The sequence below is a fragment of the Rubrivirga marina genome, assembly GCF_002283365.1.
GTDB lineage: Bacteria > Bacteroidota > Rhodothermia > Rhodothermales > Rubricoccaceae > Rubrivirga > Rubrivirga marina.
The window spans coordinates 1,383,606-1,401,518 of record NZ_MQWD01000001.1 but is presented as its reverse complement, the minus strand read 5'-3'; the positions used below and the strand labels follow the sequence as shown (position 1 = coordinate 1,401,518).

Annotated in this window: 17 protein-coding genes; 11 read left to right on the top strand and 6 right to left on the bottom strand. The window is 74.8% G+C overall.

From position 1 onward, the window contains the following. Window positions 1-138 precede the first annotated feature (138 nt). The 4 genes from BSZ37_RS05770 (at window position 139) to BSZ37_RS05755 (ending at window position 3,308) form a co-directional block, all read left to right on the top strand. Window positions 139-1,251, top strand: a complete 1,113-nt coding sequence (locus BSZ37_RS05770; protein ID WP_095509630.1) for a helix-turn-helix transcriptional regulator — start codon at window positions 139-141, stop codon at window positions 1,249-1,251. A 70-nt stretch (window positions 1,252-1,321) separates the two neighbouring features. Then, window positions 1,322-2,431, top strand: coding sequence for a WD40/YVTN/BNR-like repeat-containing protein (locus tag BSZ37_RS05765; RefSeq protein WP_143537570.1), 1,110 nt, complete (start codon window positions 1,322-1,324; stop codon window positions 2,429-2,431). 5 nt (window positions 2,432-2,436) lie between these two features. Further along, on the top strand, window positions 2,437-2,889 hold the full coding sequence (locus BSZ37_RS05760; RefSeq protein ID WP_095509628.1) for an SRPBCC family protein: 453 nt from the start codon (window positions 2,437-2,439) through the stop codon (window positions 2,887-2,889). Next, window positions 2,886-3,308 carry an OsmC family protein gene (locus tag BSZ37_RS05755; RefSeq protein WP_095509627.1) on the top strand — a complete coding sequence of 141 codons (423 nt, stop codon included), beginning with the start codon at window positions 2,886-2,888 and terminating at the stop codon, window positions 3,306-3,308. Before BSZ37_RS05760 ends, BSZ37_RS05755 begins: the two co-directional genes overlap by 4 nt. Here BSZ37_RS05755 and BSZ37_RS22355 read toward each other — a convergent pair. From BSZ37_RS22355 to BSZ37_RS05730, 5 genes are all read right to left on the bottom strand, one after another. Then, window positions 3,305-4,417, bottom strand: coding sequence for a helix-turn-helix transcriptional regulator (locus tag BSZ37_RS22355; RefSeq protein WP_218830415.1), 1,113 nt, complete (start codon window positions 4,415-4,417; stop codon window positions 3,305-3,307). The genes BSZ37_RS05755 and BSZ37_RS22355 overlap by 4 nt on opposite strands. Window positions 4,418-4,452: 35 nt before the next feature. Then, on the bottom strand, window positions 4,453-6,096 hold the full coding sequence (locus BSZ37_RS05745) for a S41 family peptidase (RefSeq protein ID WP_095509626.1): 1,644 nt from the start codon (window positions 6,094-6,096) through the stop codon (window positions 4,453-4,455). A gap of 86 nt (window positions 6,097-6,182) precedes the next feature. Beyond that, window positions 6,183-6,896 carry a hypothetical protein gene (locus BSZ37_RS05740; RefSeq protein ID WP_095509625.1) on the bottom strand — a complete coding sequence of 238 codons (714 nt, stop codon included), beginning with the start codon at window positions 6,894-6,896 and terminating at the stop codon, window positions 6,183-6,185. Window positions 6,897-6,923: 27 nt separating this feature from the next. Continuing rightward, window positions 6,924-7,889, bottom strand: a complete 966-nt coding sequence (locus BSZ37_RS05735) for a DUF2268 domain-containing putative Zn-dependent protease (protein ID WP_095509624.1) — start codon at window positions 7,887-7,889, stop codon at window positions 6,924-6,926. Between the two features lie 11 nt (window positions 7,890-7,900). Then, entirely contained in the window at window positions 7,901-10,606 is a 2,706-nt protein-coding gene (locus tag BSZ37_RS05730) for a DUF5916 domain-containing protein (protein ID WP_095509623.1), read from the bottom strand. A 205-nt stretch (window positions 10,607-10,811) separates the two neighbouring features. On the opposite strand from BSZ37_RS05730, the gene BSZ37_RS05725 reads away from it, so the two are divergent. From BSZ37_RS05725 to BSZ37_RS05695, 7 genes are all read left to right on the top strand, one after another. Then, window positions 10,812-12,197, top strand: coding sequence for a T9SS type A sorting domain-containing protein (locus BSZ37_RS05725; RefSeq protein WP_095509622.1), 1,386 nt, complete (start codon window positions 10,812-10,814; stop codon window positions 12,195-12,197). 75 nt (window positions 12,198-12,272) lie between these two features. Beyond that, window positions 12,273-13,355, top strand: a complete 1,083-nt coding sequence (locus BSZ37_RS05720; protein WP_143537569.1) for a hypothetical protein — start codon at window positions 12,273-12,275, stop codon at window positions 13,353-13,355. Between the two features lie 41 nt (window positions 13,356-13,396). Further along, the gene (locus BSZ37_RS05715) at window positions 13,397-13,774 is read left to right on the top strand and encodes a hypothetical protein (RefSeq protein ID WP_095509620.1); all 378 of its coding nucleotides are present in this window, start codon (window positions 13,397-13,399) and stop codon (window positions 13,772-13,774) included. Further along, window positions 13,771-14,169, top strand: coding sequence for an alpha/beta hydrolase (locus BSZ37_RS05710; RefSeq protein ID WP_095509619.1), 399 nt, complete (start codon window positions 13,771-13,773; stop codon window positions 14,167-14,169). Before BSZ37_RS05715 ends, BSZ37_RS05710 begins: the two co-directional genes overlap by 4 nt. 11 nt (window positions 14,170-14,180) lie before the next feature. Further along, window positions 14,181-15,044: a PPC domain-containing protein gene (locus tag BSZ37_RS05705; RefSeq protein ID WP_095509618.1), complete on the top strand. Its 864-nt coding sequence runs from the start codon at window positions 14,181-14,183 to the stop codon at window positions 15,042-15,044. 2 nt (window positions 15,045-15,046) lie between these two features. Then, entirely contained in the window at window positions 15,047-15,334 is a 288-nt protein-coding gene (locus BSZ37_RS05700) for a hypothetical protein (RefSeq protein WP_095509617.1), read from the top strand. Further along, window positions 15,331-16,641, top strand: a complete 1,311-nt coding sequence (locus BSZ37_RS05695; protein WP_095509616.1) for an amidohydrolase family protein — start codon at window positions 15,331-15,333, stop codon at window positions 16,639-16,641. Before BSZ37_RS05700 ends, BSZ37_RS05695 begins: the two co-directional genes overlap by 4 nt. Window positions 16,642-16,736: 95 nt before the next feature. On the opposite strand, the gene BSZ37_RS21905 is transcribed toward BSZ37_RS05695, so the two are convergent. Continuing rightward, window positions 16,737-17,849, bottom strand: coding sequence for a helix-turn-helix transcriptional regulator (locus BSZ37_RS21905; protein ID WP_218830414.1), 1,113 nt, complete (start codon window positions 17,847-17,849; stop codon window positions 16,737-16,739). Window positions 17,850-17,913 lie beyond the last annotated feature (64 nt).

Here is a 17,913-nt window from a genome sequence, read left to right as displayed (position 1 = left end):
CGCCGCCGCGCCTCGGAGCAGGGGCGCGGCGATGAGGGGACCCGTGAAGAATCGCGGCCGACGTGCCGGGCGGTGGAATCGGTCTCGCTGCGCCGTATCGTCGCCACCTTCGCTGCTGCGTCCTCGCGACACGCCGCTATGGGTCCGACGCTCACCGCCGCCGACCTCGTCCGCCTCGAAACCGCCAGCCGGGCGCTCATGAGCCCGCTCGCCGCGGCCTCGCCCGAGGCGTGGCTGGCCGAGGCCGGCGGCGCCGTCCGCGACCTCGTCGGCGGGACCGGCGTGGTCCTCCAGTTCCCGACGTCCGCCGTCCCCTACTTCAGCGACGATGCGACCGAGGTCTCGACCGGCGTCCTCGACTACACGCAGGAGATCCAGTGGGACGGCGTCCGGTTCTCCGACCCCGTCGTCGACGCGTGGAACCGGATGCGCCGCGAGTCCCGCATGGAGACGTTCTCGTGGGACGTCAACATCGCGATGGTCCGGGACCGTGGGCTCGACCCCAACGACGCGCCCATCATCACGGACGTGCTCCAGGGCCAGCGGTTCAACGACTTCGTGGGGATGATCGGGGAGACGCCGGTGGGCGAGGCGATGGTGTGGGTGCTCCACCGCCGGTACGGCGGCTTCCCGTTCGGCGAGCGGTCGGCCAGCCTGCTCCAGGTGCTGATGCCGTCGTTCCGTGCGGGCCTCGACGCGCTCGGGCGGCTCGGCGCGCACCGGGCCGCACTCGACGCCGTCTCGGAGCCGCTCGCGGCGTTCGACGCCGACGGCCGCGCGCTCCACCGGAACGCGGCGCTGGCTGCTCTCCTCGCCGCCGACCCCGAGGGCGCCACGGTCGACCGCGAGGTGGCCCGCCTCGGGCGCGCGAGCCGGGCTCTCGCCCGCGCCGTCCGCGGGGCCGTGCCGCCGTCAGAGGTCACCGTCACGACCGCCCGCGGCCAGTACGTCGTGCGCTCGACGGCCCTCCCACCGGGCCTGTTCGGGCCAGACCCGGCCGTCCTCGTGACCGTCGACGCCTCGATCGTGCGGGTCCCGCCCACGGCCGAAGAGGTCCGCCAGCGGACGGGCCTGACGTTGCGCGAGGCCGAGGTCGCGCTCCTGCTCGCCGAAGGGCTGACGAACGCGCAGGTCGCCGACCGCCTGTTCATCGCGCCGGCGACGGCCCGGCGACACACGGAGAACGTCCTCGGCAAGCTCGGCGTGGCGACGCGCTCGGCGGTCGCCGGCCGCGTGTTCGAGATGGCCTAAGCGGAATGGGTCGATCCGCCCATGTGGCCGGATCCCGTCAGAGGCACCTTGTGTCATGTCGCCCGCCTCGATGCTCCCCCCCTGGACCCCGACCGCGCTCTCCGCCGTCGTCGTCGCGCTCGCCCTCGACGGCGGGACGGCCTACGCCGGGCTCGATGACGGCCGCGTGCTCCGCTCGCCCAACGGCGGCGGGCCGTGGGAGGTCGTGGCCGACGCGCCGGGGCCGGTGCCCGTCGCGCTCCTCGCGGTGCCCGGCGCGCTCCTCCTGGGCGGCCCCGACGGCCTCGACCGCATCGCCGCCGACGGCCGGCCCCTCCCGACCGACGGGCTCCCCGAGGGCCCCGTCGTCTCGTTCGCACGGGCCGGCGGCGTCGCCATGGCGGGGACGGACGGCCACGGCGTGTTCCGCTCGGAAGACGACGGCCGGACGTGGATCGCCTCGAACGGGGGGCTCCCGTTCCGCGGCGTCGGCCTGGGGGTCTCGGGCTTCGCCTCCACCGAGGCGGCCCTGTTCGTGGCCCACGCGCTCGGCGTGAGCCGGAGCCGCGACGCGGGGCGGGCCTGGGAGGCCGCCGGCGCCGGGCTCCCGCTCCGGATCGGGCACCTGGCGGTCGCCGCCAGCGGGCCGCGCCTGTTCGCCGAGGCCGACGGCCGGCTCTTCCAGCTCGACGGCGACGTGTGGGCCGAGCGCGACGCCGCGACCGTCGGCCTCCTCGGCGCCGACGCCCACGCCCTGTACGCCCTCGACGCGTCCCACGACCTCGTCTGGCGGGCCGCCGAGGGCGGGCCGTGGCGGCCCTATGGCGACGGGCTCCCCGCTCCGCCCCACGCGCTCGCGCCGGGCCCGGCGTGGCGGCTGGCGGCCCTCGACGACGGCGGCCTCTGGCGCCGGCCCGCGACGTCCCCACCCGCCTCGGCGCCCGTGCCGAGCCTCGACGGCGTGCCCCCTTTTCTGGCGAGCACGCCCGCCGAGCTGACCGTCACGCTCCCAGTGGCCAGCCACGTCGTACTGTCCCTGGTCGGCACCGACGGGGCCGAGGCCGCCCGGCTGGCGGAGGGCCCCTACCCCGCGGGCGTCCACCCCGTCCCTCTGTCCGCGGAGGGCCTCCCCTCTGGCCTCTACCGCTGCCGGCTCGTCGTCGCCGACCACGTCGTGTCCCACCCTCTCGCCGTCCTCTAACCCGTATGCGCGTCGAGCACGCCCTCCGCATCGCCGCCCCGCCCGACGTGGTGTGGGCCGTCACCGAAGACGTCGAACGGTGGCCCGAGCTCACCCCGACCATCACGTCCGTCACCCGGGTGGACGACGGCCCGCTTCGACTCGGCAGCCAGGCCCGGATCAAGCAGCCGGCTCAGCCCGAGGCCGTCTGGACCGTCACCGAGTTCGTCGACGGCGAGCGGTTCGCGTGGGAGACCCGCCGGCCGGGCCTCCGGATGACCGGCTCGCACCGCGTGTCCCTGTCGGGCAATGGCACGACGAACCACCTCGGCGTGGAGGCCTCCGGCGTCCTCGCCGTTCTGCTCGGGCCGTTCCTCCGCCCGGTGATGCATCGGGCCCTCGTCCAGGAAAACGAGGGCATGAAAGCCCGCTGCGAGGCCATCGCCCGCGAGCGCGCCCAGGCCCCCTCTCTGCCATGACCGTCCAGGCGCACGTCCGCAACCGGGAGGGGCGCCACGAGGTGACGCTCCGCACCAACGACGCCGAGCACGCCCTCACGATCCCACCGAAACCGGGCGGGCTCGGGTCGAGCGCGAACGGCGGCGAGCTCCTGTTCCTCGCCCTCGCCACCTGCTACTGCAACGACGTCTACCGCGAGGCCGCCGCGCTCGGCATCGACGTCCGCGGCGTGGAGGTTGAGGTCGAAGGCACGTTCGGCGGCGTCGGCGAGCCGGCGCGCGACGTCCGGTACCGGGCCCGCGTCTCGGCCGCCGGCGCGGCCGAGGCGGAGGTCGTTCGCCTCCTCGAACGGACCGACGCCGTGGCCGAGGTCCAGAACACGCTCCGGACCGGGCTCCCGGTCCGCCTCGTGGAGACGGCCGTCGAGATCGTCCCCTAGGCCGCCCGGAGCAGGGCCGAGGCGACCGCCGCGCGGGTGGCGACCTCCAGCTTGCCGAGAACGTTCTCCGTATGCCGCCGCGCGGTCTTCGGGGCGATGAACAGGCGGTCGGCGACCTGCACGTTCGTCAGCCCTTCGGCGAGCAGGAGCGCCACCTCGGCCTCGCGCAACGTCAGCCCCGTCCGCTGGCGGACCTCCTCGGGCGAGGGGAGCGCGACGGCGCCTACGCGCTCGACGGTGACGAGGAGGGGCGCCTCGGCGGCGTCGGCCGGGAGGATGGTCCCGCGGAGGCGGTACGTCGCGCCGGCCGTCCGGACCTCCCGGACCGGTCCTGTCGGGCTCAGCCCGATGTCGTGGCGGCGCGGGGCCGCCAGCGGTCGGAGCGTGGCGGCGAACGCGCGGAGCTCGATGGCGAGCCGATCGCGGTCGGGCTCAGCGGCGAGAAGGCCGCTCAGCGCCGCGGTCCGGTGGACCTGCCGGGCGTCGGCGTCGAACAGGGCGAGCGGGGAGCCGACGGCGTCGAGCGCGGCCCGGTGCGCGCCGAGCCGCCCGAGCGCGTCGAGGCCGGCCTTCAGCGACGGCAGCAGAATGCGGAGGAACGCGACCGACGCGTCGGGGTCGGGCGCCCGGTCGGCGCGGGCGTAGCCGAGCTGGAGCATGGCCTCGCCCCCGCCGAACCCGACGTAGAGCGTCCGCTGGTCCGCCCAGCCGCCGGGCGCCATCCCCTCGTTGTAGAGCGACGAGTCGCGGAGCGCGAGGCCGTACGGCGCGAGCAGGTCGTCGGCGAGGGCGTTCGTGACGACCTCTTGCCCGACGCGCCGCCGCTCGTCGAGCCACCGCTGCATGACGGCGTCGCTCAGCCGCGGCCCGCGCGCCGTGACCTCGGCCACGTGCTGGTCGTAGACCGCGAGGAACGCCGCGTCGGTCGTGTCACTGACGTGGACGCGCGGCGCCGACGACAGCATGAACAGGCCGCAGTCCGCCCCGAGCAGGGCCGAGGCCGACGCGATGGCCTCGCTCCGCCACGCGTCGACGTCGGGCGCGGCGAGCGGCGAGAGCAGCGTGCGGCTGGCGGACTCCAGGCGAGAGAGGTCGGTGGACGTGAACAACGGGGCAGAGGAAACGGAACGGGCGGCGGGAGCAGTCAGTCACCCAGGCTGAGCGCGGCGGCGGCGGCCTGCAGCGCGTCGTCGCGGCCGGCGCGGAGGCCGGCGACCGTCGGGGCCGCGGGCACGTCGGGCTGGACGCCGAGGCCGACGAACTCGCGGCCGTCCGGGTAGAGGTCGCGGCGCGTCGTGACGCGGGCGCTGCCGCCGCCGGGGAGCGCGAACAGGAGCGGCTGGCCCGTGCTGCCGGCCGTCGGCTCGCCGACGATCGGGCCGCGGTCCAGCAGGTCGAAAGCGACGGCGAGGTCCTCGGCCGCCGAGCCCGTCCGCGGGCCGACGAGCAGGGCCACGGGGCCGTCGTAGTCGAGCGCATCGTCGCAGCCGTACGTCGGGGCCGGGTCGCCGTCGGAGGCCTCGCCGCGGCCCCACGCGCGGTAGACCGGCCGGTACAGCCGGGTCCGCCACGCGGCCGTCACCAGCCGCTCGGCGCCGGTGAGCGCGCAGAGCACGCGGTAGCCGACGGCCCCATCTCCGCCCCCGTTCTCGCGGACGTCGAGGACGACTCCGGCCGCCTCGGCGATCTCGGGGAACCGCTCGAGGAACCGGTCGGCCGCCTCCGGCCCGCCGAACGTCGTCAGGCGGACGTGCGCGACGCGGCCGGGCAGCCAGTCGAGCCCGAACGGCTCCGGCGTCGGCACCACCACCCGCGCCTGCTCGACCGGGAGCCGAGGCACGGAGACCCGCTGGCGGCTGCCGTCGGCACCGTCCACCGTGAGCGCGACGGGCGTGGCGGCGTCGCCGGACAGGAGGGAGTATTCGTAGGTCCAGACGTCGCTCGCGAGCGGCTTCGGGGAGCTGACCACTGGCCGCACGACGCGGGCCGCGTAGTCGTGGACAGGCTCACCGTCGATCTCCACGATCTCCTGCCCGGGCCGCAGGCCGAGCGCCGCGAGCGCCGGATCCCACACGTCCGTGATGAACACGCGGCCCTCGACCAGCCGCGTCGTGAGACCGGGCTGGGCGGAGGCCCGGTCGGCGAGCGCGGGCGGCAGCCAGACGTTGACGTGCCCGTCGTGGAGCCGTGCGACGACCGACTGGAGCACGCGGTAGTACTCGAGCGTCGACCCGGCCGCCCGGACGCGCGGGAGCGTGGCGACGTAGAGCGAGTCCCAGTCGAGCCGGCCCGGGACGAGGTCGAAGTTGGCGAAGTTGAACTTGACCTCGGCCCATAGTCGCGAGAGCCCGGCGACGCGTTCGTCGACCGCGAGGGTGTCGGCGTAGGGCGTGCGGAACGTGGGGCTCGCCCAGAGCAGCCGGGAGGTAGCGGACGCGCGCTCGACGCGGGCGACGGCGACGGGCCAGCGGGGGTCGTCATGGAGGCTCGCGAGGTCCGAGTCGCGCCGGACGAGGTCGGCGTCGAGGAAGCCGAGGTCGGGGGCGAGGGCCAGGAAGCGGAACGCCGCGTCGGCGTCGCCGGCGAGAGCGGCAGCGCAGGCGGCGTAGTAGGCGAGCGTCCCGTCGCGGGCGCCCGCGTCGAGCGCGTCGGCGAAGAGCCGCGCGCTCTCGGCGTAGGCCCCGGACTCGTACGCCTCGATGCCGCGCTGGGCGAGCGAGTCGGCGAGCGGCTGGGCGGCGGCGCTGGATGCGAGGAGAGCGGCGAGGAGGACGAGCGAGCGGGGCATGGTCGGGCGCGGAGGACGCACGCAACGTCCCCCACGCCGGCCTCCACGTCATGGGGCATTCGGCCCATTCGCCGCCCGAGGCGGACCTACCCGCGCGCCGGGCTCCGCGCCACGAGCCGGTCGACGGCCTCGCGCATCATCGCCGGCAGCGTCGACGCGTCCGAGACCTCGCGGTCCGTGCGGATCGCCAGCAGCCACCGCTCGTCGAGCGTCACGCGCTCGCGCGACCGGACCCGGACGCGGTCGCGCCAGACGACGGCGCCGGCCGCGTCGAGCATCCGGACCGAGACGGTCATCTCCGGGTGGCCCGTCTCGCGGGCGCGGCCCGTGCCGAGGATCGACCACGACGCCTGGCCCGCGTCCGGAACCTCGACATACGCCTCGATCTCCATCGCGAGGCGGCCGGCGACGTCCTCGGCCGTCCCCAGCGGCGCGCCGACGAGGTACGGGACCTCGCCGCGGAGCGTCTCGAGCGGGAGGAGCCGGAGGCCGGCCTGCCATCCCATCCCGTCGGCGAGGGCGGCGAACGTGGAGTCCTGGGCGGCCTTGACGGCCGAGCCCTCGGGCGAGAGGGCGGTCCGGCCCGCCTCGGCGACGTCGCGGCCCGTCTGGATCACGCGCGACGCGACCGGGATGAGCCCTCCGCCCTGGTCGGGGAAGTCGGCCTCGAGCCCGTCGACGTCGAGGAGAAAGCGGGCCACGACCACGTCCTGCGGGGGCGACGCGACGGGGCGGAAGGGGACGGTGCTCGCGCAGCCGGCGAGGAGGATCGCCAGCGCGGCAAGGAGCGTGCGAGTCATAGTCGGAACGGGCCGGAGCCCGCGGGGTCAAGGATGGAGGTAGGCGTAGCCGCTGCGCCGGAGCGCCTCGCGGACGGGGAGGTCGATCATCTCGACCCAGGAGCCCGGGCCGTGCGCGGCCTCGTAGGCCTGGACGATCCGGAAGCCGAGGACGTAGCCGGCGGCGCCGGGCGCGCCGTCGAGAATCCGGGCGCCCCGGTCCGCAACCGCGTCGATGTAGTCCCGATCGGTCGAGTCGAGGACGCGAGAGACGACGACGGCGAGGTGCGGCTCGTGGGCGAGCGCCCACCGCCACTCGGCGTCGGTGTAGCCGACGGCCCGCGCCGGCGTCGCCGTGCCGGCCGCGTGGACATACGCCGCGTACGTGCCCAGCCCCTCGGCGACGATGCGGTGGAGGACGGTCCCCCGGTCCAGGTCGCCGGCTCGGTCGAGGGCCGGGCCGTGGACCTGGTGGACCAGCTCGTGGGCGACGAGGTGCGGCAGCCACTCGGGCTCGACGGACAGCTTGGAGAGGTCGGCCACCATACCGATCCCGCCGAGGCCGCCCATGTCGGTCCAGCCGGGGCCGTAGGCGAGGACCCACGTGCCCTCCGGGGCGTGGCCGGTCGTGGCCTCGACCCAGGCGGCCCCGTGCTCGAACGCGCCGTCGAGGTCGGCGTCGAGGAACGCGCCGACCCTGTCGGCGAACGACGTCTCCGGATCGAGGAGCGCGTCGCGGCTCCACTCGCGGAAGGCGTCCTCGTCGCCGAGGTAGCCGGCCCAGAAGTCGGCGTACGGCCGGTGGGCGTCGCGGACGAGCCGCTCGACCGTCGAGTCCGGTCCCACGAGGCCTGCCTCGGCGAGCGCGAGGGCCTGCGCGCGGTAGAGGTTGACGACGCGGAGGCGGCCGTCGGCGAGCGTCCGCTCGGGCGGGACGGCGCGGACGCGCTCGACGTCGAGGCCCTGGGCGCGGGCGCTTAGGGAAAGAAGGAGGAGGACGAGGAGGCAGCGCATGACCAGGAGGCTTAGCCGAGCCAGTAGCTCAGCTTGACGAGGACGACGTTGCGAACCGGGTCGGTGAACAGCCGGCCGACGTCGCGCCCGCCGAAGGCGCCGTCGGGGTCGAACCCGTCGCGCTGCTGCTGCCAGACGACGAAGACCGTCGAGCCCGGCCGGTACTCCCACCGGAGCACGGCATTCCCCTGCAGCGAACGGACCGCGAAGTCGGGCGCGCCGAGAGCGATTGGCTCCGCCCCCCCGCCCGGAGCGATCGTCACCGACCCGTCGGCGTGCGTCTCGATCGAGCCGAGGTCGACGCCGTACTCGGGGAGCCGGAGCGCGCCGGGCGCGCCGAGGTCGGCGTAGCGCGAGAACCGGCCGGCCGAGAGGTAGGGCCGGACGACGAGCTGGAGTGTGAGGTCCGGCGTGAACGTCCAGTCGGCCCGAGCCGTGAGGTAGGCCGTCGTCTGGTCGAGGCGGGCGAACACGTAGCGCCGGCCGAACGTGGCCGTCGCCGTCTCGTCGTCGACCGCCGTGACGAACTGGCGGGGCGACGCGTCGATCGAGCCGCCGGGCGAGAACGAGAGCGCGAGGTTGGTCCGCGGCCGGACCTCGATCCCGATCTCGGCCCCTTTCGACCCGCCGCCCAGTTCGTTCAGGCCCACGAGCGCGCCGGCGCTCACGGAGACGGCCCGCCGCGAGTCGGTCCCGACCGAGGCCTGGACGGACCCGTCGATCGGCCACGTGGCGACCGGGCCGCCGCGCGTGAGCCGGTCGTTGACGGCCCGGGCGTACCCCTGCACGCCCACGCCCCAATGCCAGAAGTTGTGGAACTGCCCCCCGGCGCCGGCGCCGCCGAACATCGAGATCCGGTCGCCGTCGAAGTTCCAGGCCGAGCCGCCGTAGAGGTTCGCGTTCCAGCTCCGGAGGAGGCCTTGCGGCTCGTTCTGGCTGTAGGCCACGATGCCGCCGACGTAGGCGTGGTCGGCGCGGCTCTGGTAGCCGAGGCCGTTCGCGTCGAACCCCGGGGTCGTGAACGCGCCGACGAGCGAGCCCTGCCAGTGCCGACCGCCCGACTTCGTGAGGGCGGCCTCACCCGTCAGGCCCGAGAGCGCCGTCCGCCCCACGTCGAGGCCGAGGTGGCCCGCGTCGGGGCGCTGGTAGAGGCGCGGGTAGGCCCGCTGGAGCCCGGCGATGGCCTCGGCGCTGCCCACGACATGACTCGCCGCGACCGCGCCGCTGAGGACCCAGTCGGCGCTCAGGCGGTGCTCGGCGTCGAGGCCCGCCAGCGTCGCGCCGGACGGGAGGAGCGCGGCGAGTGCCCCCTCGCCCGTGGCGTGGCGAACGTCGGTGACGAGCGCGCCGAGGACCGTCTTCCCGAACCGTCCGCGGGCGCTGGCGACGGCGTAGTTGGCGGCCGGCTGGACGAGCGCGTCGCCCGCGGCCACCTCGGTGCCCGTCGCGTCGAACGCCCGGTAGCGGCCCCACGCCGGCGCCGTGACCGCGTCGAGCACCCCGACCGAGAACCGCCCGACGCGGCCCGACAGCTTGGCCGCGCCGAGGACCGTCGTCTGGAGCGGGGCGTCGGTGTAGACGGCCCCGTCACCCGCGAGGTCGTGGGCCTCGGCCGGGACGAACCGGGTACGCGACGGCGCCCCGCCGATCCGGCGCGTGTAGAGGTACGTCGGCCGGCTCATGCGGAACATGGCCCGCGTCCGGCCGAAGGCGAACGCGTCGGCGCCCTCGACGAAGAACGGCCGGCGCTCCTGGAGGAAGAGCTCGAACGCGCCGAGGTTGACCTCGGCCGGGTCGGCCTCGACCTGCCCGAAGTCCGGGTTGACGGTCGCCGCCAGCGTGAGGTCGCCGGTAACGCCGTAGCGCGCGTCGAGCCCGACGCGCGGCGCGAGGTCGTTGGCGCGGTAGAACGGGTCGGCCGGGTCGCCGGGCGCCCGCGTGAGCGCGCTGGCGACGTACGGTTGGAGTTCGAGCGCGCGCGGGGATCGGAGCCCGCGGAGCCCCTCGAGCGTGCCGAACCGGCTGACCTGCCCGTCGTCCTCGGGCAGCGACGGGGACCAGAAGCTTGCCTCGCCGTTGCGGAGGAGGTCGCGGCGGAACTGGAGGCCCCACGCCTGCTCGCCCTCGGCGGGCGCGTAGCGGAGCTGGGAGAGCGGGATTCGGAACTCGGCCGTCCACCCGCTCTCGTCGCGGCTCGTGGCGGCGTCCCAGACCGCGTCCCACGAGAAGTCTTCCTGGACGTCGTCGTAGAGGAGGAGGTCGACGCGGACGCCGGCCGGGTTGACGGCGAACGCGAAGGCGGTCCGGCCGTCGCCGTACGACCCGAGCTGGACCATGGCCCAGTCGCTCGGGACGTCGGTGTCGCGCCGGCCGAGGCGGGCGGCGATGGCGGCCGGCTGCGAGTCGTGCATCCGCATGCCGACGTAGACGAACGCGCCGTCGTAGAGGACGCGGGCCTCGGTCGGCTCCGTCGCCGGGGCGCCGGGGTTCGGCGCGCGCTGGACGAAGCCCGAGGCCACCTCGGCCGCGGCCCACGCCGCCTCGGTGAGCCGCCCGTCGAGGTCGACCGGGCTGGCGTCGAGCGCGAGCGCGCGGAGGACGCGAGCGCCGTCGGTGGCCGGGAGCGTGACGGTCGAGGCGTCGAGACTGGCCTGCGCAGAGGGGCCGGCGGCGAAGCCCGCGACGAGGAGCGCGGCGAGGAGGCGGATGGGAGTCATCGGGAGGGAGGCGGAGGCCGGATGTCGGGAGGACGACCGCAACGTCCGCCGGCGAGCCCGCCCTCCGCATGGGCCATCTCACCCATCCTGCCGTCGGGGCGAATGGGCAGGATGACCCATGCGGCCGGAGGTTGAAACGGGGGACGTTGTCGACGCTCACCGCCAGCCCCGCTGGCCGACACCGACTCCAACCGCTCTCCCTCCGATGACCGCTCGCTACGCCGCCCCGCTCGGGGCCTTCCTCCTCGCGCTCCTCCTGAGCGTACCCGCCTCGGCCGCCACCTGCACCTGGAACGGCGGCGCGGCCGCCTGGCAGACGCCCTCCGCCTGGAGCTGCAACGCCGTCCCCGGCCCCACCGACGACGTCGTCATCGCGGCCGGCACCGTCACTTTCTCCGCCGGCGTCGGCGGTACGGGGTCCGTCACCGTCCGCTCGTTCACCATGACCGGCGGCACCCTCGACGGCGACGGCACCGTCACCGTGTCCGAGTCGCTCGTCTGGGAGACCGGGACGATGGCCGGCGAGGGCTCGACGATCGTCCTCGGGACCGCCGAGTTCACGGGCGCGACGTCGAAGACCATCCGCCGGACCCTCTACCTCCGTGGGGCCTCGACGTGGTCCAACGGGACGCTCCAGTTCGGCGACGATGGCGTCCTCGTCAACGAGGGGACGTTCATCGACAACTCGGCCGGGTCGCACTCGATCGCCCGCGCCGGCTCGACCACCGGGGACCCCTACGTCCTCAACCGCGGGACGTGGTCCGTCGAGTCGGTCGGGACGAACGGGAACGTCCACTTCTTCAACGACGGGACGCTCCGGGTGGACGGCGCGGGGTTCCGGGTCATCTCGCCGGCCCGGTTCGAGAACAACGCGTCCGGCACCATCATCGGCGCCAAGCTGCTCGACCTCGCCAGCGGCCCGACGGCCTCGTTCGGCGGGCGGACGCAGCCGTTCGGGGCCGGCACGGTCGGCGTCTTCCCGATCGAGGGCCCGGTCCCGATGTCGGACACGCACGTGCTCGACATCGACCTCGCGGGCCCCGACAGCTTCGACCAGATCGCGTCCTCGCGCGGGAGCGTGTCCATCGACGGCCAGCTCCTCGTCCGCGTCGGGTCCGAGGCGGTCGCCGGCGCGACCTACCCGATCCTCACGCACGCCACGACCTACCCGATGACGGGCTGCTACGGGCCGGAGGACGTGGTCGTGACCGAGCCCGACGGCGTGACGCCGGCGCCGTACAACGTGGCCGTGGCGTGCTCGGCGACGGGCGTCCAGATCACGGTGACGGAGATGAACACGGCTGGCGAGGGCGACCCGACCGGCCGCGGAGGCCGGCTCGACGTGACGGGCGCCAACCCCTTCGCCGGGCGGACCGCGCTCGCCTTCACCGCCTCCGTCTCGGAACGAGTATTGGTCGAGGCCTTCGACGTGACGGGCCGCCGGGTGGCCGTCCTGTTCGAGGGCGTCGCCGCGGCCGGCCAGCCGGTCCCGGTTGCCTTCGACGGCGCCGGCCTCCCGGCCGGCCTGTACGTCGTCCGCGTCACGGGTGAGGGTCTCGCCCTCACTCGGACCGTGACGCTCGCGCGCTAGCCCTAGCGCACCCCTCCTCGCCGGGGGCGGAGTCTCCGCCTCCGGCACCCTCCCGCGCCCCCCATGGCGCTCCCCATGTCCCGTTTCTACGCCTTCTGCGCCGCCCTCGTGGCGCTCCTCGTCGCTCCGGTGACCTCGGCCCAGATCACGATCACCCGCGCCGACATCGAGGCCTACCTCCAATCCAGCGGTACGGCCTCCTCGTTCGAACTCGCCAGCCCCCCGTCCGCCCTCCAGGCCCTCGCCGACCGCTCGGGCCCGAACCAGACGTGGGACCTCACGGCCTTCACCTGGACGCCCGGCGAAGTCTCGACGTTCAGGCCCGCGACCGGGACCGTCCCGGGGTCTGAGATCCCCGAGTTCCAGGAAGCCACGCACGTCATCGAATTCGACGTCCCTGAAGGCGACGCGGCCTACAGCTACTTTCGCATCGGGGACGGCTTTGACGTGATCGGCGTGGTCGGGACCGACGAGGACACCGGCGAGACGCTCGGCCTTCGGTTCGACCCGTACGAGCGTGGCTTCCCGCTCCCGCTGACGTCGGGTGCCACATGGTCGGAGGCCTACTCCCTCGAGTTCATCCCCGCCTTCGAGGGGATCACGGCCGACGCCACCGAGACGTCGACGGTCGAGGGCTGGGGCACGCTCGTGACGCCGGCCGGGCAGCTGTCCGTCCTCAAGGTGCGGACCAAGACGGTCTCCACGAGCACGATCGAGGCCGAGGGCCAGGAGCCCATCGTGATGACCGACTCGCTCTACACGATCGAGTTCATCTCGACCTCCGGCGCCGGGGCCATGATCACGCTCGACGGCGAGGGCGTGGTCGACTACGCCAGCTACACCGTCTTGTCCGGCGGCACGACAGCGGGTGAGGGCGGCCCGCACGGCGGCGCGCTCGACCTCGCGCTCCGCTCGGCCAACCCCGTCCGCCGTGGCGGCCCGATCGAGGTCGGGTTCGCCCTCGAGGCCGCCGGCGACGTCGCGGTCGAGGCCTACGACGCGCTCGGCCGCCGCGTGGCGACGCTCACCGACGGGACGCGCTCGGCCGGCCCGCAGCGGGTCGTACTGGCCACGGACACGCTCCCGGCCGGCGTCTACGTCGTCCGCGTCCGAGCCGGCACCGAGGCGGGCGCCCTCCGGGTCACCGTCACCGACTAACCCTCCACCGGGGCCGCCGCCCTCGGGCAGCCCCCACCTCCATGGACCTCGTCCGCATCGTCACCAGCTTCGTGCTGTTCGTCCTGTCGCTCACGCTGGCGGTCTGCGCCAGCGCGACGCTCCCGGGCGTCCCGGAGGGCCCGCCGGCCGCGGCCGGCGTGGTCGCCTCGGTCCGCCACTCGGCGACGGCGTCGGGCGTGCTCGTCGAAACCGGCGCGGCCTGCGCCTTCCAGGCCGTGGCCGACGCCGAGACGCGCGTCGTGCGGCAGGAGCCGTCGGGGCGGATCGTGCCGGCCGCGATCGGCGCCGTCGCCGAGGGCGACTCGGTCGCGGTCTACACCGACGGGACGGTGATGGAGTCGTGCCCGCTCCAGGGCCGGGCCGAAGTCCTCGTCGTGTTCGGCCCCGTCCCGCGATGACCCGCGGTCTCCTCGCCACGCTCTCCGCGCCGTCGCCGACCCCGACGCCTCGGTCCGCCTCGGTGACGCTGTCGGTGCCCGCCGCCGGGCCCGAGTTTCCGGACGACCTGACCGCCGAGGAGCGGAACGCGTGGGTCCAAGCGATGAGCGCCGTCGAGCCGGCCTGCTACGTCGGTCAGGCGGAGGGCCGCCTCCTCTTCCTGTGGGGGCACCAGGACCGGCTCGTCTCGGCCGCGCGCGCGGCCGACCTCACCGCCCGTCTCCCCGACGGCGCGGAGGTCCGCTGGTACGACGCCGGCCACGCCCTCCACGAGCAGGCCGAGGCCGACCGCCTCAATTGGCTCGACCGCCACCTCGGCACACACCCATCCGCCCCGACCCTCGCGGGCCACTAACTCTCGCCCCCATGACCACGCGACATCTGGCCGCGATCGGCCTCCTCCTCGCCGGATCGGCCGGCGCGCAAACCCTCCACCCCGGTTCCTTGCAGGCCGGCGACGACCGTCTCGACGGCGGCGAGTGGGTCGACTCGTACAGGGTCGAGCTCCGCGCCGGCCAGCCCTTCGAGGCCGACCTCACATCGTCCGACTTCGACCCGTACCTCATCCTCCGGGCGCCGTCGGGTGCGCAGGAGGAGAACGACGACTACCTCGGCTCGACGATGCACGCGCGGATCGTCACGACGGCGGCCGAGACCGGGACGTACACCGTCGCCGTGACGTCGTACGCGGCCGGCGAGACCGGCGCGTACCGGCTGGAGATCGAGGCGGGCCACGCGCCCGTCGTCACGCCGCCCCCGCCGACGCGCGGGCCCGTCGCCAGCGGCCCGAGCCGCGGACCGTCGGCGCCCGCCGCCACGCGGGCCGAGATCGCCGGCCACTGGGTCGGCGGCTCGGTCACGGCCACGCAGTACCGCGACCGCGACACGGGCGCCTCCGCGCCCACCAACGGGATCGGCACGACGCTCGACCTCGGCGCCGACGGGACCTACCGCCAGACGCGCGTGATGAACCAGACCACGTACGGCTGCACCTCGACCGTCCACGTCGACGAGCGCGGGACGTACGCCGTCGAGAACGGCGACCTCGTGCTCCACCGGCAGAGCGGCCGGTCATGGGGCCAGGTCTGCGGCGGCGCGCCGTACGACCGGACGCTCGAGCCGGAGACGGAGCGGTTCGCCGTGACCGTCGCCCCGGGCCGTGGCGGCGTGGCCACGCTCACGCGGAGCCAGGACGGCGAGTTCTTCGACGAGCTCGAGCGCGGGAGCTGACCATGCGCTGCCTCTCCGTCGCCCTCCTCGCGCTCGCCGTCGCCGGCTGCGACACGACCGTCGCCCCGCACGCGGTCGCCTTCGACGCGACCGTCGAGACGCTCGTCCTCTCCGGCCCGCCGAGCTACGTCCTCGGGACGGACCGGCCCGACGAGGCCTACTTCCCGATCAACCTCCCGCGCGAGTTCCAGGAGGCCGGCCTCGCGCTCCGCGTGGAGGGCCTCGTCAAGGACTACGAGGTGGCGTTCCTGCCGGCCTTGGAGATCACCTCCGTCTCGCTCCGCCCATGACGCGCCTCCGACAGGCTGCCCTCCTCGGACTCCTCCTGCCCGCGCTCGCCCTCGCCCAAGGCCCGCCGCCGAGCGGCCCCGTCACGCTCGTCCGCACCGGTCGGGTCTTCGACGCCGAGGCCGGTCGGATGGTCGAGGGCCAGGACCTCCTGATCCGCGGCGACCGCATCGAGGCGGTCGGGACGGGGCTGGACGCACCGGACGGCGCCACGGTCCTCGACCTCCGCCGGTACACCGTCCTCCCCGGCCTGATCGACGCGCACACGCACCTGCTGTACCTCGAGGAACCGAACTCGTCGTTGATGGAGGGCGGGATGAAGGCGGTCCTCACCGAAGGCCTCCCGCTGCGTGCGCTCCGCGGCGCCACCCGCGCCAAGACGTTCCTCGACGCCGGCATCACGACCGTCCGCGACCTCGGCAACTCGGGCCGGTTCGGCGACCAGGCGCTCCGACGCGCCATCGACGAGGGGACACTCCCCGGGCCACGGATCATAGGCTCCGGCCCCGGCCTCTCGCCCGACGGCGGCCAGTTCCCGGACCTCCTCCATCCCCACCAGGGGCTCGTGGCCGAGGAGTACCGGATCGTGCGCGGGCCGGGCGACGCCGTCGCGGCCGTCCGGGAGGCCGTCGCGCAGGGTGCCGGCGTCGTCAAGGTCTATGCCGACAACACACCGGGCCGGTTGTCGCTCACCGACGAGGAGCTGGCAGCCGTCGTCGGCGAGGCCCGCCGCCTTGGCGTGCCCGTCGCCGCCCACGCCACGCTCGACGACGCCATCCGGCGGGCAGCCGAGTCCGGCGTGAGTTCCATCGAGCACGCCTACATGGCGTCGGACTCGACGTTCGCCGCGATGGCCCGCCTCGGCGTCGCCTACGTGCCGACTGAGATCGACAGCGTGACGGTCCGCGGCTACTTCGAGGCGACGACCGACTTCGCCCCAGAGGAGATCGACCGGCGCGTGACGGGGTACCTCGGGTGGAGCCGAGATCGGATCCGCCGGGCCCACGCCGCGGGCGTCCGCATCGTCGCCGGCTCGGACGCCTACCTCGACGCGGGCCGGCCGCAGGGCGAGGTCGCCAAGCGGATGCTCTGGGCGTACCTCGGCGCCGGCATCCCTGCCGCCGAGGTCCTCCAGGCCGCGACGATCCGGGCCGGCGCGCTCCTCGGCCGCGACGACCTCGGCGTCCTCCGCCCCGGCGCCCTCGCGGATCTCGTCGCCGTCGAGGGCGACCCCCTTGAAGACTTCGACTCGCTGGAGCAGGTCCGCCTCGTGATGAAGGGCGGCGCCGTCGCCCACGACGCCCGGTAGAGGGCCTGGGCCCCGGCACCGAGGCACCGGGTGGCGAACCGGTCGCGCTCGTCGCTCGACTCCCTCGGCCCCGCGGTCAAGCCGGAGTCCTGACATCAAGCGGCGTCGAGGAGCGCCGGGGCCACGGCGGCACGGGTGGACACCCCGAGCTTCCCGAGGACGTTCTCGGTGTGACGCCGCGCCGTGGCCTGCGCGATGAAGAGCCGATCGGCCACCTGCGCATTCGTCAGGCCCTCGGCGAGCAGAAGCGCCACCTCGGCCTCGCGCGCTGACAGGCCCAATCGCTCGCGGATGACGCCCTCGGCCGGGAGCACCGCGCCGCCCGCCGTCGTCACGGTGACGAGGAGGCCAGGACCGCTCGTGCCCTCCGCCAACAGGGTGCCGCGGAGCCGGTACGACCGCGTGGCCGTCCGGACCTCGCGGGTCACGGGCGGCGGGACGGCGGGCCCGGCCATCCGGTCCCGGGCCGTCGGCGCACCGAGGCGGCGGAGGCCGCGGGCGAGCGCGGCGATCTCGACGGCGACGCGGTCACGGTCGGGGTCGCCGTCGAGGAGGCGGACGAGCGCGGCGTTCCGGTACCGCTCGCAGCCGTCGGCGTCGAACTCCGCCAGCGGCTCGCCGATGGCGTCGAGCGCCGCCCGGTGGGCGTCGAGCCGCCCGAGCGCGTCGAGCCCGGCCTTGAACGACGGCAGGAGGAGCCGGAGCACGGCCACGCCGAGCTCGCCGAACGGGTTCTCGCGGCGGAGGTTGTGGAGGTGGAGGTTCGCCACGCCCCGCGGCGTGTCGACGTAGAGGACGTGGACGCGGTCGAGACCGGCCCGGCCCCAGATCTCGTTGTAAAACTCGGACGTCCGGTGCTGGTGGTCTACCAGGTCATACATCATCTCGCGGTTGAACACCTCGAGCCCGAGCTTCTCGCGCCGCTCGTAGAACGTGTTGATGAGCGGGTCCGGCGCCTGGCCCTGGAGTTTCGCGCGCTCCTGGATGTAGGCCGTCATCTGGGGCACGACGGCCCCGTCGACGCCGTCGTTGGCGTAGAACGCGACGCCCTCGTGCGGCAGGCCGAACATGGCCGAGTCGGCTTGAAACAGCCGGCGGCCCGCGTCGAGCGCAGACACGCGCCAGGCGTCGACCGACGGCGCGGCGAGCGGGGCGAGGAGGAGACGCGAGGCGTCCTCGAGGCGGGCGAGGTCGGTGGACGAGAACAACGGCGGCGTGGAGTCTGGAGCGCGCGTCGTACGGCCCGCGCGGACGGAGGTGGCACCGCGGAGG